The organism is Granulosicoccus antarcticus IMCC3135 (genome assembly GCF_002215215.1).
Lineage (GTDB): Bacteria > Pseudomonadota > Gammaproteobacteria > Granulosicoccales > Granulosicoccaceae > Granulosicoccus > Granulosicoccus antarcticus.
Genome location: NZ_CP018632.1, coordinates 1,481,796 through 1,496,842 on the forward strand (window position 1 = coordinate 1,481,796; position 15,047 = coordinate 1,496,842).

Annotated in this window: 13 protein-coding genes; 8 read left to right on the top strand and 5 right to left on the bottom strand. The window is 54.6% G+C overall.

Features of this window, described 5'->3' with window-relative positions; genetic code table 11:
* The first annotated feature begins 37 nt into the window (after positions 1 to 37).
* Positions 38 to 577 carry a carboxymuconolactone decarboxylase family protein gene (locus tag IMCC3135_RS06355; RefSeq protein ID WP_157735802.1) on the top strand — a complete coding sequence of 180 codons (540 nt, stop codon included), beginning with the start codon at positions 38 to 40 and terminating at the stop codon, positions 575 to 577.
* Here IMCC3135_RS06355 and IMCC3135_RS06360 read toward each other — a convergent pair.
* Both IMCC3135_RS06360 and IMCC3135_RS06365 read right to left on the bottom strand, forming a co-directional pair.
* Complete coding sequence (locus IMCC3135_RS06360; RefSeq protein ID WP_088916840.1) at positions 574 to 2,202, bottom strand: GTPase family protein; 1,629 nt, start codon at positions 2,200 to 2,202, stop codon at positions 574 to 576. The two genes, IMCC3135_RS06355 and IMCC3135_RS06360, sit on opposite strands and share 4 nt — an antisense overlap.
* Positions 2,199 to 3,308 (bottom strand): YcjF family protein, encoded by a 1,110-nt coding sequence (locus tag IMCC3135_RS06365; protein WP_088916841.1) that lies wholly within the window; start codon positions 3,306 to 3,308, stop codon positions 2,199 to 2,201. Before IMCC3135_RS06365 ends, IMCC3135_RS06360 begins: the two co-directional genes overlap by 4 nt.
* A 48-nt stretch (positions 3,309 to 3,356) precedes the next feature.
* Here IMCC3135_RS06365 and IMCC3135_RS34675 point away from each other — a divergent pair, with 48 nt between their 5' ends.
* The 6 genes from IMCC3135_RS34675 to IMCC3135_RS06395 all read left to right on the top strand — a co-directional run bounded on the left by IMCC3135_RS34675 (position 3,357) and on the right by IMCC3135_RS06395 (position 8,561).
* Positions 3,357 to 3,530: a hypothetical protein gene (locus IMCC3135_RS34675; RefSeq protein WP_205737933.1), complete on the top strand. Its 174-nt coding sequence runs from the start codon at positions 3,357 to 3,359 to the stop codon at positions 3,528 to 3,530.
* Positions 3,531 to 3,618: 88 nt separating this feature from the next.
* The gene (locus IMCC3135_RS06375; RefSeq protein ID WP_088916842.1) at positions 3,619 to 5,496 is read left to right on the top strand and encodes an ABC transporter ATP-binding protein; all 1,878 of its coding nucleotides are present in this window, start codon (positions 3,619 to 3,621) and stop codon (positions 5,494 to 5,496) included.
* 71 nt (positions 5,497 to 5,567) lie between these two features.
* Positions 5,568 to 6,359: an ABC transporter substrate-binding protein gene (locus tag IMCC3135_RS06380; RefSeq protein ID WP_205737934.1), complete on the top strand. Its 792-nt coding sequence runs from the start codon at positions 5,568 to 5,570 to the stop codon at positions 6,357 to 6,359.
* A gap of 21 nt (positions 6,360 to 6,380) precedes the next feature.
* A complete protein-coding gene (locus IMCC3135_RS06385; RefSeq protein ID WP_205737935.1) occupies positions 6,381 to 7,088 on the top strand; it encodes an ABC transporter permease in 708 nt (235 codons plus the stop codon).
* Positions 7,088 to 7,810, top strand: coding sequence for an ABC transporter permease (locus tag IMCC3135_RS06390; RefSeq protein ID WP_088916845.1), 723 nt, complete (start codon positions 7,088 to 7,090; stop codon positions 7,808 to 7,810). The genes IMCC3135_RS06385 and IMCC3135_RS06390 overlap by 1 nt, the downstream gene beginning before the upstream one ends.
* Positions 7,803 to 8,561, top strand: a complete 759-nt coding sequence (locus IMCC3135_RS06395; protein ID WP_088916846.1) for an ABC transporter ATP-binding protein — start codon at positions 7,803 to 7,805, stop codon at positions 8,559 to 8,561. Before IMCC3135_RS06390 ends, IMCC3135_RS06395 begins: the two co-directional genes overlap by 8 nt.
* A 19-nt stretch (positions 8,562 to 8,580) precedes the next feature.
* Here IMCC3135_RS06395 and IMCC3135_RS06400 read toward each other — a convergent pair whose 3' ends face one another.
* Entirely contained in the window at positions 8,581 to 8,868 is a 288-nt protein-coding gene (locus IMCC3135_RS06400) for an HNH endonuclease (protein ID WP_088916847.1), read from the bottom strand.
* A gap of 87 nt (positions 8,869 to 8,955) precedes the next feature.
* Positions 8,956 to 11,595 carry an MGH1-like glycoside hydrolase domain-containing protein gene (locus tag IMCC3135_RS06405; protein ID WP_088916848.1) on the bottom strand — a complete coding sequence of 880 codons (2,640 nt, stop codon included), beginning with the start codon at positions 11,593 to 11,595 and terminating at the stop codon, positions 8,956 to 8,958.
* 130 nt (positions 11,596 to 11,725) lie between these two features.
* Here IMCC3135_RS06405 and IMCC3135_RS06410 point away from each other — a divergent pair, with 130 nt between their 5' ends.
* Positions 11,726 to 12,385 (top strand): DNA-3-methyladenine glycosylase family protein, encoded by a 660-nt coding sequence (locus IMCC3135_RS06410; protein ID WP_088916849.1) that lies wholly within the window; start codon positions 11,726 to 11,728, stop codon positions 12,383 to 12,385.
* 23 nt (positions 12,386 to 12,408) lie between these two features.
* Here IMCC3135_RS06410 and IMCC3135_RS06415 read toward each other — a convergent pair whose 3' ends face one another.
* Positions 12,409 to 14,928, bottom strand: a complete 2,520-nt coding sequence (locus tag IMCC3135_RS06415; RefSeq protein ID WP_157735803.1) for a protein-disulfide reductase DsbD — start codon at positions 14,926 to 14,928, stop codon at positions 12,409 to 12,411.
* Between the last annotated feature and the right edge of the window lie 119 nt (positions 14,929 to 15,047).

The window sequence follows — 15,047 nt, forward strand, 5'->3', positions numbered from 1 at the left end:
GCATAATGTAATCAACATTCCTGCAGACGAGCATACCGTGTCCAGATTATCAACCCCTGAAGAAGCCAGCCTCCAGCAAGAGACTCTGGAGGCACTTGAGTCGGTTCGCATGAACGGCAAGCTGGCTGAGGTCTATCTGCAATTTGCCAATAGTGAACATGCATTGCGTGCCTATCTTCATATGGAACAGGCTCTGGCCGGTGGCTCTTTGTCGAAAACCGAAACAGAGGCCATCAAGCTTTGGGTCAGTCAACAGACCGGTTGTGACTATTGTCTGTCCGTACACACATTCAAGAGCAAGCAGGCAGGGCTCAATGCCGAGCAGCAACGCGCTCTTCGCAAGGGCGAGCCAACGGGGGATTCTCGAATCGACTGCATGCTGAAAGTGGCGCAGGCGCTGATGCAGGTGCGGGGTAAATTGCCCGAAGCCTTACTGGCAGAGGCTCGAGAAACGGGCTTGAGTGATGAAAATCTGGTGGACCTGACTATGGCTATATCCACGATCTATTTCACCAACCTGACCAATCACATCAACGACTCTATCTCGTCGCTGCCGCCGGCACCGGATCTTTCCTAATCAGGCTTGTCCGCTGAGCTGCTGACGGCTGCGCGACCCAGAACCTGGCCCAGGCGCTTGACCTGTGACCAACGCTCGCGCCAGCTGAAGGACTGTTCACCACGCTCTACCCGTCGTCTATTCAACTGTGTCAAGGTTGCATTGTCTTGTAGCATCATGAGTTGCGCTGCCACTGCATCGACGTTGTAACGCCCTTTGTCTACGGACAGGCAAACCGGAATTGCCGGTGTCTCAGCTGGCAGGCCAATCTGGCTTGTCGCACTGAGCAGGGCATCTCGAATGTTGCTCGCTTTTCGATCATCACTGTCCAGAGCATAGGGAGGTTCCCAGAGCGCCTTGGGTGTCAGCTGGTCGACATGAGTCATTACCAGCATGATGGGGGGCATCCTTCTTCTGGGCAAAGCCGCAAAACCTTGCTGTAAAGCCTGCCAGACCTGCTGGTCGGGGGCGCGTGCAGGTTGATTGGCACGCACGACCAGAAGCAACATGTCCGCTTGCATGGCAAGTTGCATCAACGAGGCAGGTTCGTCGATTGTGTGATTCAGGCCGACAGTATCAATGATGTGCATGGGGGCAGCCCCATCCAGTTGCAGGCGGTGTGTCACGGTTCTGTCAGTGGTTGGCAGAATATCGACTTCCGCTTCCAGTGTGTCCGCTAGTGCATTGACGAGTGAGGATTTTCCTGCACTGGTCTGTCCTGCAATGACAATACGCAGTGGCTCGGAGGCGGGTGCCGGTTGCTGGATATCCTGTTGGTAGGCACTGCTGCGAAATTCCTGCAGCTCGTTCGCCGATGTCTTCAGCTTGCCACTGTACAGATCGATTCCCACCTGTACCACTTCCTGAAGCAGCAGGCGTTTGAGATCTTTCTGTACATTGACACTCAGATGATCGAACACTCGATTGGTGAACTGATCTTTCAGCTCACCAATCGCAGCCGCTACAGGGTTTGCCAGGCGCAGAGTGCGACGGGCAGTGTTGAACCACATGTAGCCAGTCTTGATATTCTGTTGTTTGCTGTACAGGGTAACCAGCGATGCAACCGTAACCTTTTCTGCGAAGGGAATGTGTTGCAGGATGACGTGGCGGTAGCGCTCACTGGCTACCGAGAGAACTAGCAGAGCTTCCGGTAAAGTGAAGCGATATTCGAGTCGGTTTGAACGCTCAGCACCACCGGGGCTTCGCTTGATATCGGGGTGGTAGTGGGATGAGACTGCCGAGAGTAGCTGCAGTGATTCATCAGGAAGACTCTGCCAGGCAAGTTCTTCTGCGAGTCGTGACTCGATAATCAGACTGACCTGTCGCCACACGGCGCGATCCTGCTCTGTCCAGTCTTGCCTTTCATCCAGGCTGTCGGGAAGTTGTTCGACAGCTTCGTCCGTTTTCGTCTGCTTGGGCAAATCAGTCGAGTGATTGGCCTCACGGTGTCTGGACCACAAAATAAAGGCGGTATAGCCAATCAGGGTCGCCCCCAGCCAGATTGCCAGCACCTGCAACAGCCGGTCGTTTTGCCACAGCCAGGCAACGCCAAGAAGGCTCAGGCTGAAAACCGGCAGTAGTACGACAAGCGCGATATACCAGGCTGCACTATGAGTACTGCCTCTGAACAAAGAGCGCAAGTTCATCCGTTTTTCTGTTCCTTGAAGGCGTTGACAAAGGCGTCGCGCAGTTGCTCGGGGTCAAGAGACTGGTTGTGCTTGCGACGATACAGATACAAGCAAGCGGCGCGTCCGAGTGCATAGGTACTGGCGAAACTGATGCTGGCCGCAGCGGCAGCTCCGGCGCTCTGGCCATAGACAGGTATGAATTTGGCTAATTGCCTGCCGCCCAGCGATAGCGCGTAGCGGTATAGAAACCCGCTCCCCATCGCTGCGATAAATTCTGTGGCGATACGCCGGTCCCAGTCGATATCGTAACGACCCGCCAGCGCATGCAGCATTTTTCCCTGCAAGCTGGGAACCGCTATCAGGCCCACAGCTGGCATCAGATCAACCGCTGCAGCAGCGCTGGCATAGCCAGTAATTTCACGACGCTGAGCCAGAAACAGCGTTTCCTCCTGATCTCGACTATCACGTCGCATCAGAACGCGGGCAAGCTCCGGCACCAGATTGGTAATGGCGTCGCGCAGTTGGTTCAAACCGACATCAGGGTCTTCAAAACCATCGTCCGGATCAGTGAAGTCAATGCGCACTGTCGTCGGGGAGCCCTGCAGGGCAGTGGCAATCTGCTGCGTATTGAATGTGATAGAGCGTTCCAGATCATCTGCTGCCAAGGTGTGCAGCGCGGTGTGAATGTGTAAAACGGCAAGATCATCGGCTGCCAGTGCCAGGGAATGCAGTGCCTGGACAATATCTGACTGTGTCGGATCGTCGACTCGGGTTAACACAAGCAATGCATGACTACCGCCCTTGGCGGCGGCCAGGTCGACTGTCGGGTCATAGTGGGCTTCGCCCAGCCCGCGTGTATCCAGAAATCGCATGACCGGTGCGTCTTTTGGGTGATCATAGTGCTGGGAGCTTTGCGTGCAGGGCTCAAAACCGTTACCTATCTCGGCTCGCGAGTCTCCCGTCAGACGCTGGATGATCGAGGTCTTGCCGGCACCTGTTTTGCCCAGTAGCCACAGTACCGGCAGAGTATCCCGATGACGCGACAGTGCCGCTTCCAGTGCAGGGCTCGGTTCGGGTTGAACCAGCGCTTGAAACCAGCGTCGCCAACCTGGCAAGGTACTCATCTGCCGTATACTCCGTGCACGCAATCGGTCACGTCTGAGGCTGTTCTCATGAATGAACTACTAGAACTACAGACTGGCCAGGTGGCTTTCATTACCGGTCTCATGTCAGGTTTTTCCCTGTCGATTGCTGCGCATGTCCTACGTTACGGCATTCGTAGCAGAATGGCGCAATTGGTTTTTCTCCTGTGGGCTGGTTGGCAACCCGGCTTGTCGGAGTGTTGAGTTCTCTGATTGCAATGGGAACTCTGGTTACACTCTGGTTCGTTTGGCAGGATATCAATGCCATCAGCGTCGCTTTGGAAAATTTATAATGAGCTTTGTGGACCGATTTCTGGGTTTTTTCGAGAAACGAATTTCTCCATTTCCCGAAGAGCCACCCAGTAGACCACCGGGAAAGCTGGTGCCGTTTCTATGGCACTACACGCGTGATTCCTGGGTATGGTTGCTGCTCATGGGGTTGCTTTCAGCCCTGATTTCGGTACTCGAAATCAGCCTGTTCAGCTTTTTGGGCAACCTTGTGGATTGGCTGGGTAATCGTGACCCTGCAACCTTGCTATCTGAAGAATCTGGCAGGCTGGCCTGGATGGCACTGGTCATACTGGTGCTGCTACCTCTGGCCAGCTTTACACATAGCTTGTTACTGCACCAGACGATCATAGGCAATTTCGTCATGTCCGTGCGCTGGAAAGCGCATCGGTGGATGTTGGGCCAGAGCTACTCCTTCTATCAGGATGAGTTTGCAGGCAGAGTTGCCACCAAGGTGATGCAGACCTCATTGGCCATACGTGATGCGGTCCTGAAAATACTGGATGTACTTGTCTATGTCGGTGTGTACTTCATCGGCGCCATGGTGCTGGTGTCCTCCTTCAGTGTCTGGATGATGTTGCCATTCATCATCTGGCTGGTCTTGTATGTGCTCATGTTGCGCAATTTCATGCCGCGCTTGAAACAGATTTCGCGCAGTCAGGCCGACGCTCGTTCTGAGATGACCGGGCGAGTGGTGGATAGTTATACCAATATCATGACGGTCAAACTGTTTGCGCATGCCGGTCACGAAGCTTCTTATGCGCGTAGCAGCATGCAGACATTTCTGGGTACCGTGCACCCGCAGTTCCGGATGGTAACCGGGCTGGACATCTGCCTGAACACTCTGAATGCACTGCTTCTGTTTTCAGTGGGTTCGGCCGGTTTGCTGTTATGGGTAAATGGTCAGACAGGCGTTGGTGCACTGGCCGTGGGTGTTGGGCTGGTTTTACGCCTGCAGGGTATGTCCAACTGGATCATGTGGGAGTTGTCAGGCCTGTTCGAGAGTGTGGGCATCATCTACGATGGCATGCAGATGCTGTCGACTCGACAGGAGATCGTTGACAAGCCGGAAGCCGACGATCTGGACGTGCCTGCCGGACGTATTCAGTTCGAGGCGGTCGGTTTTCACTACGGACGCGATGCCGGCATCATCGAAGCTTTGAACCTGGACATTCGCGGCGGAGAGAAAATCGGTTTGGTGGGACGCTCAGGTGCGGGCAAGACCACTTTGACCAATCTGTTGTTGCGACTCTACGAAGTGGAGAGTGGTCGCATTCTCATAGATGGTATGGACATCACGAGTGTCCGGCAGGAGAGTCTGCGCCAGCATATCGGCGTTGTGACCCAGGATACCTCGCTGTTGCATCGTTCCGTCTACGAAAATATTGCCTATGGCCGACGTGATGCAAGCCGGGATGAAGTAGAGGCTGCTGCCCGGCGTGCCAATGCCCATGACTTCATCCTGGATCTGGAAGATACCTCAGGCAGAAAGGGCTATGAGGCACAGGTGGGGGAGCGAGGTGTCAAGCTCTCCGGAGGTCAGCGACAGCGTCTGGCGATTGCCCGCATGTTTCTGAAAGATGCACCAATTCTGGTTCTGGATGAGGCGACCTCAGCGCTGGATAGCGAAGTGGAGGCCGTTATTCAGGAGAATCTGAGTGCTCTGATGGACGGCAAGACGGTGATTGCAATCGCTCATCGTTTGTCCACCATTGCTGCAATGGACCGATTGATCGTCATGGATGCAGGCGCCGTCGTTCAGGAAGGTTCCCATACCGAACTTTCTACGGGGGAGGGCTTGTATGCACAACTGTGGGCACGTCAATCCGGAGGCTTTCTGGATTTGCCCGAGGTGTCTGCTGAGGGTGACAATATTTCATAACGTGACACGTTTACGAGTAACTCTGCTGTCAATTTGCTGCAGAATCTTTACACTGCGCAGGAACAAATATCATGACTGGATATAACTATATGAAAATCAGGCATCTGTCCGCTATCGCTCTGACTTGTGCTGTGGCCTCGTCTACCGTTTCTGCAGAAGATCTGCGACTGGGTACCGAAGGTGCTTATCCTCCGTTCAACTTCATTGACGCCAGTGGCGAAATCAAAGGCTTTGACGTGGATATCGGTCTGGCCTTGTGCGAAAAAATTGAAGCCAATTGCAGCGTTGTCGCTCAGGACTGGGATGGCATCATTCCGGGTCTGCTGGCTAACAAATATGATTTCATCATTGCCTCCATGTTCATCACCGATGAACGCAAGAAACAGGTTGATTTCTCTGATCCCTACTATCTGGCGGCAATGACGCATGTCGTGGCCAAGGATTCTGACATCACTGAGATCTCCAACGAAGCATTGGCAGACATGGTCATTGGCGCGCAGTCCGGTACGACTCAGGCGGACTACGCTGAGGCGACTTACCCGGATGCTGATGTCCGTTTATACCCCACGCAGGACGAAGTGAATCTGGATATGGCCAGCGGTCGAATCGACATGGTCGTAGGTGATATGTTGCCGATGCTTGACTGGGTCAACAAGGCCGATGACGGTGCCTGTTGTGAGCTGATAGGCGAGCCTATTACCGATCCGGCTTTCGTGGGTGACGGTGTTGGCATCGCACTGCGTCAGGACGATGATGAACTGCGTGAGAGACTGAACGGTGCTTTACTTGAGATTCGTGCTGATGGTACTTACCAGGCCATTAACAAGAAATATTTCGATATCGATGTCTACACCATGAAGTAGATCGGACTCGAGCTGCCAGCCGTGCTAGAGCTGTTCGCATTCGGTGATACCGGCTGGGGTGATGAAATCCTGGCCGGGCTTGCTGTCACCCTGCAACTGGGTTTTGCCGCATTGCTGTTAGGGCTTTGCATCGGCTTTCTGGTTGCCTGGGCCTCCTTGTCGGCAAAGCCTGCGCTGCGTGCACTGGGTTTTGCCTACTCAACCGTCATGCGCGGTTTGCCCGAGCTGCTGACTCTGTTCGTTGTCTACAACGGCGTGGGTTTGCTGCTCAACAACGTATCGGCTCATTTTTTTCCCGATGCGAATCCCATTGATTTCAGTCCATTTGCTGCGGGTGTCGTGGCACTGGGCATGGTTTTCGGAGCCTTTTCGGCTGAAGTGCTGAGAGGCGCATTCAATGCACTGGATGGTGGGCAAAGTGAGGCGGGATTTGCTGTGGGCATGTCCACTCGTCAAGTGTTTCTGCGTATCAAATTACCGCAGGCATGGCGTTTTGCCCTGCCGGGCCTGGGCAATCTGTGGATCAACTTGCTCAAGGACACCGCTCTGGTGTCCATCATTGCTCTGGATGATCTGATGCGAATGACCAAGGTGGCAGTGGGTGTGACTAAACTTCCATTCACGTTCTATCTTGCGGCGGCCCTGATCTACTGGGCCTTGTGCATGATGTCCGAAGTCGGGCTTGCCAGCCTTGAAAAGCGGGCTAATCGAGGCGTCAGGAAAAGCTGATGGATCCTGTTTCCATTATTACCAGCTATGGGCCGCGATTTCTGGACGGCACACTGATGACACTGCAACTGACGGGGTTGGGCGCCTTGATGGCAGCCTTCATCTCTCCGTTTTTTGCATTGCTGCGAGTCTCGACGCCAACCGCTGCTCAACTGCCCCTACGGCTCTATATCTCGTTCATACGGGGTACTCCGTTGCTGGTGCAACTGTTTCTTGTGTACTACGGCTCTGGCCAGTTTCGACCTGTGCTGCAGGAATGGGGGCTGTGGGGCTTCTTTCGCGATCCCTTCAACTGTGCGCTCTTTACCTTCGTAGTCAATTCAACGGCCTATCAGACGGAAATTCTGCGTGGTGCCTTGATGGGTGTTGATTTACGGGAAGTGGAGGCGGGCAAGGCCATTGGCATGTCGCGATGGCGTATCTTGCAACGTATCTATTTTCCACATGCCTACCGGATCGCCTGGCCAGCTCTGGGAAATGAGATCATTCTGTTGATGAAGGCAAGCGCTCTGGCGAGTGTGGTTACCGTCTTTGATCTGATGGGGCGAACCCGTCAGGTGTTTTCCCGGACATTCGATTTTTCCAGCTATCTGTGGGCCGCCCTTATCTATCTGGGTATCACGATTATCTTTGTTTATGTGTGGCGACAAATGGAGCTACGCATGACCAGGCATATGCAGACCAAGAGCTCAGGAGCTGAAGGCAAACAACGACATGGCTGACGACGACATTGTTCTCAAGGCAGAACAGATCTGCAAGTCCTTTGGTGCTCTGGAAGTGCTCAAGGGAGTTGATATAACCGCTCGCAAGCAGGATGTGATCTCCATTCTGGGCTCCTCGGGCTCAGGCAAGAGCACCCTGTTGCGTTGTCTCAATTTTCTTGAACCGCCGACCTCCGGCAAGGTGTATCTGCACGGCGAGGAGATCAGCGTTAGCAAGCAGGGAAAGCTGAATCAGAAGCAGGTAGAGCGATTGCGCAGTCGTCTCGGTATGGTGTTCCAGCAGTTCAACCTGTGGTCACACCGGACCGTTCTGGAAAACGTCATGGAAGGCCCGGTGATCGTCAAGGGTGAGTCCAGGGCAGTTGCCAGGCAGCGCGCAGAAATGCTGCTGGACAAGGTGGGGTTGGCAGAGCGCAAGTCCATGTATCCCTCGCAGCTCTCTGGAGGTCAGCAACAACGTGTCGCCATTGCACGTGCACTAGCCATGGAGCCTGATGCCATCCTGTTTGATGAGCCGACGTCGGCGCTGGACCCTGAGCTGGTGGCAGAGGTGCTCAAGAGCATGAAAGCATTGGCGGAGGAGGGGCGTACCATGATTGTTGTGACCCATGAAATGACTTTCGCCAGGGACGTGTCGACGCATGTGATCTTCATGCATGAAGGCAGAATTCTGGAGCAGGGCACCCCAGAGGAAATGTTTGGTAATCCGAAAACCGAACCGTTCAGGCGGTTTATTGCCGACGTTAGCTGAAACAGAGATGCTCTTCGGCTCAGCTTTTCTGCCGAGCTACCCATGCCACATGTCTGGCAACCATCGGATCTTCACGCAGGGTAGCTTCGGTATTGAGCCGGCTACCCAGCTCCATCTCGCTGTAGAGCTTGTGGATGCCGCGATGACATCGCCGGCATAGCATCAGCCCCTGATTGAGCTCTTCACGTGAGTACTTCTTTGCAAAGCGACTGCGCTTGTGTAGTTTTCTGGGGATCAGGTGGTGGAAGGTCAGCGCAGTTTCACGCTGACACAAGGTGCAGTGATCCTGTTTCTGGTTGCGCTTCACTCGGCGACTACCTCCGACACTGACCGATTGGAAATAGTCGCCGCGCTGGCAAGCTGCGGGTAGGAATAAAAAAAGACTTGCCCGTAATCAAAGGCACTGCATGTCTGCTTGCATCAGCAGCGCCACCAGACCGGTCCAACCTGTTTGATGACTGGCTCCCAGACCTTCGCCTGTATCGCCATGAAAATACTCGAAGAACTGGTGCATGCCCTCGTCACTGGCTGTTTGCAGATCCTGGTTTTCGCCACACCAGGGACGCTTCCCGGATTCGTCAGCGGTAAACAGCGAAATCAGGCGTTCGGAGAGTAGGTCGGCAACTTCACTCAGGGTCATCATTTGTCCTGAGCCGGTCGGGCATTCAACCGTGAATGATTGTCCGTGGAAGGCATGATAACGCCTCAATGATTCGATCAGCAGGTAGTTGATGGGGAACCAGACAGGACCGCGCCAGTTCGAATTACCGCCAAACAGATCAGTCTCGCCTTCACCGGGTTCATAGCCGACACTGAGTTCGTGACCTGTGTCAGTTGTGTAGCTGAACGGGTGCTCGGCATGAAAACGCGACAGAGAGCGAATGCCATGCGGTGAGAGAAATTCTTCCTCGTCCAGTAGATAGCGCAATACACGTCGTAACCGGGTTTCATCCAGAAAGGAGAGCAGGTGGCGGTTCTTCTCTCCTGTGGTATCGACGTCTGCCATGGTGCCGGCCAGTTCAGGGCGGTGTTTTACCAGCCAGTTCATGCGACGCACAAAATCCGGGAACTCGCGATAGACATCATCTTCGAGTATGGAGGTGGCGATCATCGGCATCAGGCCAACCAGTGAGCGAACCTTCAGAGGCGCTGAACGGCCATCAGGCAGGTCCAGTCGATCGTAGAAGAAACCATCGGTTTCATCCCACAGTCCCGGGATCTGCTCGGTGCCGTTCATGGCGTGGGAGATGCGCAGATAATGTTCGAAGAACTTAGTGGCAATATCCTGATAGACGGGATTGTTGCGTGCCAGTTCGAGCGCCATGCGCAGCATGCAGGCTGCGAAAAATCCCATCCAGGCAGTGCCATCGGACTGGTTCAGAACGCCGCCGGTAGGCGGCTCCTCACTGCGGTCGAAGAGGCTGATATTATCGAGGCCCAGAAAGCCGCCTTCGAAGATCGAGTTGCCCTGACTGTCTTTCTGGTTGACCCACCAGGTGAAGTTGAGCAAGAGTTTCTGGAAGACACTTTCGAGAAACTGCAGATCGCCCTGGCCCGTCGTCTTCTTTTCCATGCTGTAGACGCGCATGGTTGCCCAGGCGTGGACCGGTGGGTTCACATCGCCATAGGCCCATTCATAAGCCGGTAATTGACCGTTCGAGTGCATATACCACTCACGTGTGATCAGCAGGAGCTGGCGTTTGGCATAGGCGGTGTCGACAACGGCCAGTGGCAGCGTGTGAAACGCGGTGTCCCAGACTGCATACCAGGGATATTCCCATTTGTCGGGCATCGACATGACATCAAAGTTGTCCATATGCTGCCAGTGTGAGTTGCGACCGTCTTCGCGATGCAGGGGCTTGCCCGGGTCACCGTGGATCCACTGATGCACATTGTAGTAATACAGTTGCTTGGACCACAGCATGCCGGCAAAGGCCTGGCGCTGAATGAGGCGTCGCTCATCGTCAAGATCATCTGACTGCAGCTGTTTGTAGAAGACGTCGGCTTCCGCCTTGCGGCGCATCATGGCTGGTTTGAAGCCTGCGAATGGTTTGGAGTTGCTCTTGCCGCAAAGTCGTAGTTGTATGGTTTTGGACGAATGTGCGTCGATCTGCAATGGGTAGTGCAAGCCTGCTTTGGTGCCTGTCAATGCCGGGTTCACAGCGTCCTGTTCACCATCGACAATGTGGCGATGAAATGCATCCTTGACCCAAGGCGTCTCATTGGGTACGCCAAAGAGTCTGTCAGTGTTGGTGTCGTTATTGGTCATCAGCAGCTCAGGACTGCCCTGCCAGTGCAGGTTGTAACGGCCCAGTAAAGGATGATCGGCCTGCAGAGAATTGCCTTGTGTATGACTGATTACTGGCTGAGTGGTGATATTGCCCTGCGGGCCCTGGGGGTAGCCCCAGCTCCAGGTATTGCGAAACCACAGTTGTGGGACCAGTGAAAGCTTGGCCTTTTCATCACCTCGATTATGGGCGGTGATGGTGATCAGCAGATCATCTTCATTGGCTTTGGCATAGTCGACGGTAATATCAAAGAATTTATTGTCAGCAAAAACCTGAGTATCGGTTATCTCGAATTCGCGGTCCTGATAACCCCTTTGTGCATTTTCATGCAGCAGTTGCTCATAAGGAAAAGCCTGCTGAGGGTAGCGATAACGCATGCTGGCATAGCTGTGGGTTGGCGTGCTGTCCAGATACCAATAGAGTTCCTTGACGTCCTCGCCGTGATTGCCTTCCGGGCTGGACAGGCCATACAGTCGTTCTTTCAGGAACGGATCTTGTCCATTCCATAGTCCCAATCCGAAACACAGAAACTGGTTGCGATCACAAAATCCTGCCAGTGCATCCTCATTCCAGCGGTAGGCGCGACTTCGTGCATGATCATGGGGAAAGAAGTCCCACGCTTTGCCGTCGGTGCTGTAGTCCTCGCGAACCGTGCCCCAGGCACGTTCGGAAAGGTAGGGGCCCCATTCTTTCCAATTGGCCTTGCGTTTCGCATGAGCCTTCAGTCGACGAGTTTCAGCGTTCATTGGACGGTTTATGATAGGCATGCTGGGTGAGTCTGTAGAGTAAGGGCAGTGTATCAAGTGAATCCAATGACCTGCCGCAACCCTCCGACCTTACAGTGAGGGTGTTAGAGAATAACGGAATCCCCTTCCCATGACCGATGTAGAAACGTCATTGACGCGTAATACGCTGGCAATTGCCGTGCAGGCGCTGACACGTGAAGACCCACTCATCTGTGGCTTGGTCAGACAATACGGCATGCCGCCGTTGTGGCAGCGTTCCCAGAGCTTTGCAACGCTGGTCCACATTATTCTGGAGCAGAAAGTATCGCTGGCCAGCGCCAAAGCCGTGATGTTACGAGTTCAGAAATTATGCCCTCAGATGAACCACAAACAGTTTCTGGGTGTTTCAGAGCAACGGCTGCGCCAGGTGGGTATCAGCGAACGCAAGCTGTCCTACTGTCGTTCGATTGCAGAAGCGATTGATACTGGCGAGCTTGACCTGTCACATCTAAGGCGCTGCACGGATGCACAAGTGATGGATGCGCTGACATCGATTCGGGGAATCGGGCCCTGGAGCGCCGGCGTCTATTTACTCATGGCTCTGCGGCGACCGGATGCCTGGGCCAGCGGTGATCGGGCGCTGGTTGTCAGTCTGGCTGAGTGTGCAGATCTGCCGGCGGTACCCGGTTATGCGGAGTTGGATCAGTGGGCCGAGCGTTGGCGGCCCTATCGAGCCGCCGCAGCCCGGGTGTTATGGCATGCCTATCTGAGTCGCCGCAGCCCGGGGGCCCGGCAAAAGAGATCCTCCTGAGTGCAAGCTGCTTGATGCTGGTATCAGATACCCGTGTCGCCCAGAACACGCTGCACATGATCGCCGAATTTCTCCGCATTCATGAAGCCGATGACACGTGCTGCCGGTAGTTCGCGTCCTGTGGCATCGTAAAAAATGATTCCAGGCGGACCAAACAAGTCAAATTGCTTAAGCAGGGCTTGATCGAGTGCATCGTTAGCTGTCACATCTGTCTGCACCAGCACCGCGTTGGCCAACAGATCCTGGACACGTTGATCGGTGAACGTGAACGCTTCCATTTCCTTGCAGCTGATGCACCAGTCAGCGTAAAAATCGAGCATCACCGGGCGGCCTTGCTGTGTGGCTTGCAGAACCGCTTGCTGTAAACCATCAACGCCTTTGACGGTTACAAACTTCAGACCTTCGTGTGGCTGTGACGAATTTCCAGCCTGGTCAGAAGAGACGCTGCCGAGACTCTTCAATGGTGTTCGGTAGCTGTTGTTGCCAGACAGTGCGCCCAGTAGCAGGGCCAGTCCGTAGATGCCGATGATGATGCCAGAACCTTTGCCGAAGCGTTGCCAGCCGCTACTGTCGCGATTGGTCGAGTCGGTGGCGCCAAAGTAGATACCGCTCATGATGGCCAGTATGCCGTACAGCGCCATGGTGATCTGGACGGGCAGAAATCGTGAAATCATGTAGACCGCCATACCCAGAAGCAGAATGCCGAATACGTGTTTGGTGGCATTCATCCAGTTGCCCGTGCGGGGCAGCAGCCTGCCGGCTGAGGTACCAATCAATAACAGTGGTGCCCCCATGCCCAGGCCCAAGGCGAACAGGGCGGCACCGCCGATTACCGCATCACCCGTTTTGGCAATATAGATGAGCGCGCCCGCCAGTGGGGCCGTTACGCAGGGGCCGACAATAAGGGTGGAGATAAATCCCATGGCTGCCACACCGGTCACTTGTCCGCCACCTTGCTTGTTGGACCATTGGGTCAGTTTGGCTTGAATGCTGGCCGGCATTTGTAGTTCGAAGAATCCGAACATGGAAAGCGAGAGCGCCACGAACAATACGGCAATCAGCGATAGCACCCAGGGGTTCTGCAGGAAAATCTGCACGTTGTAGCCGGATAGGCCGACGATTACACCGACAATGGCGTATGTGCTTGCCATGACCAGTACGTAAACGAGTGACAGAGAGAACGCGCGCCGAGTGCTCATGGATCCGCCTTGACCAACAATGAGGCTGGAGAGAATCGGGATCATGGGTAATACGCAGGGGGTGAAAGCCAGCAATAGACCGAGACCAAAAAAAGTAGCCACGTTCAGCCACAGAGAGTTGGCGCTCAGCATCGAGAACAGACGATCCTGTTCAGACTGGGGCAGCTCGTCAGCCGGAGTCGGGGCTGCGATTTTCGGGGCTGTCTTTGCCGGTGATGTACTGACTGGGCTTGAGGATGAGTCGCTGCTTGCTGCCAGCTTTGCTCTTAATGTCTCCTCATCCATGCCCGAAGGTGTGCTGTCGAAGCTGACAGGCAGGGTGGCGGTGCTGGGCGGGAAGCAGACTCCAATATCGGCACAACCCTGATAGTTCAGCTGCAGGCTGGCTTTTGCTGAGAGTGCAAGCTGTGCCGGTGGGTCAAGGATCAGCCGTGCTTCTGCGACATCACGCAGAATGCGGACATTGCCGAAAAATTCATCGTACTGCTCGACACCCGGATCTATGTCAGCGCTGACGACCTGTGCGCCACCGGCATCTGTGAGCGAGAAAGAGAGTTTGTCGCGATACAGGTAATAACCGGGTTCGATCTGCCAGCGGATGATCAGCTCCCGATCATTGGCTGTCATGACCTGTGGCAGGTAGGCCAGATCGGGTGGCAGGAGTTCTTCCTGGACAGGGCTGTCGCCGAAGAGTCCTGCGACCGGCTTGGCATTGATCAGCGGTGAGGCAAGGCTACTGCTTTCCTTGCTGCTGCCTAATGTGCTTTCCTTGTTGCTACCTGATGTGCTTTGCTGCGGCAGCTCGACATCCAGCTCGACGCTGGTGGGTGGATAACACAGTCCAATATCTGCGCATCCCTGGAACTTTACCGACAGTCTGACCGATTGCAGTGGTTCGCTCGTCGTGTAGTCCAGCCCCATGCTCGCCGTGTCGCGAAAGGTTGCCTGTTCGCCGAAGAAATCATCGGAAACCACAATGGCTTCTGAAAATTCAGGCGCGCCCAGCGTGATACTTGCGGTGCTGGCCAGTCCGGAGGGCGACAGGGAGCTGACCTCTTCTACCTGAAAGCTGGTTTTGTCACGGTACAGGTAGTATCCGTCGGCAATGGCGAACTCAAGGCTGATCTTGTCTGCAGACACTTGCGTCACGGAGGGGACAAACGCCTCCAGAGGCGACATTGGGTCACTGCCACCGAGCAAATTGGTTGCGGCCATAGTGCCCAGGGGGAGCAATGCCAGTGTAGCAAGCAGGTACAAGCCTGCGGCCGATTGACGAGCGGCTGCAAAGCGTAGGCGAATGGATGAAAGCATGGCAGGAATCAAGCTGAGAGAATGCGAAGTCACTGATATTTCCGGGCAGACTGAGCCACCTTGTTAAAGCGTCATGCGAAGATGGGTTATTCGAGGTTCACTATTGTACGGCTTGCTTCTGACGTGAACCTGACAACGGCCAGCTTGTCATA

Excerpts from the sequence above, each read along its gene's own strand:
- IMCC3135_RS06380 (WP_205737934.1), top strand. The coding sequence starts at position 5,568 with ATGACTGGATATAACTATATGAAAATCAGGCATCTGTCCGCTATCGCT.
- IMCC3135_RS06390 (WP_088916845.1), top strand. The coding sequence starts at position 7,088 with ATGGATCCTGTTTCCATTATTACCAGCTATGGGCCGCGATTTCTGGAC.
- IMCC3135_RS34675 (WP_205737933.1), top strand. The coding sequence starts at position 3,357 with ATGAATGAACTACTAGAACTACAGACTGGCCAGGTGGCTTTCATTACC.
- IMCC3135_RS06405 (WP_088916848.1), bottom strand. The coding sequence starts at position 11,595 with ATGAACGCTGAAACTCGTCGACTGAAGGCTCATGCGAAACGCAAGGCC.
- IMCC3135_RS06410 (WP_088916849.1), top strand. The coding sequence starts at position 11,726 with ATGACCGATGTAGAAACGTCATTGACGCGTAATACGCTGGCAATTGCC.
- IMCC3135_RS06375 (WP_088916842.1), top strand. The coding sequence starts at position 3,619 with ATGAGCTTTGTGGACCGATTTCTGGGTTTTTTCGAGAAACGAATTTCT.
- IMCC3135_RS06395 (WP_088916846.1), top strand. The coding sequence starts at position 7,803 with ATGGCTGACGACGACATTGTTCTCAAGGCAGAACAGATCTGCAAGTCC.
- IMCC3135_RS06365 (WP_088916841.1), bottom strand. The coding sequence starts at position 3,308 with ATGAGTACCTTGCCAGGTTGGCGACGCTGGTTTCAAGCGCTGGTTCAA.
- IMCC3135_RS06360 (WP_088916840.1), bottom strand. The coding sequence starts at position 2,202 with ATGAACTTGCGCTCTTTGTTCAGAGGCAGTACTCATAGTGCAGCCTGG.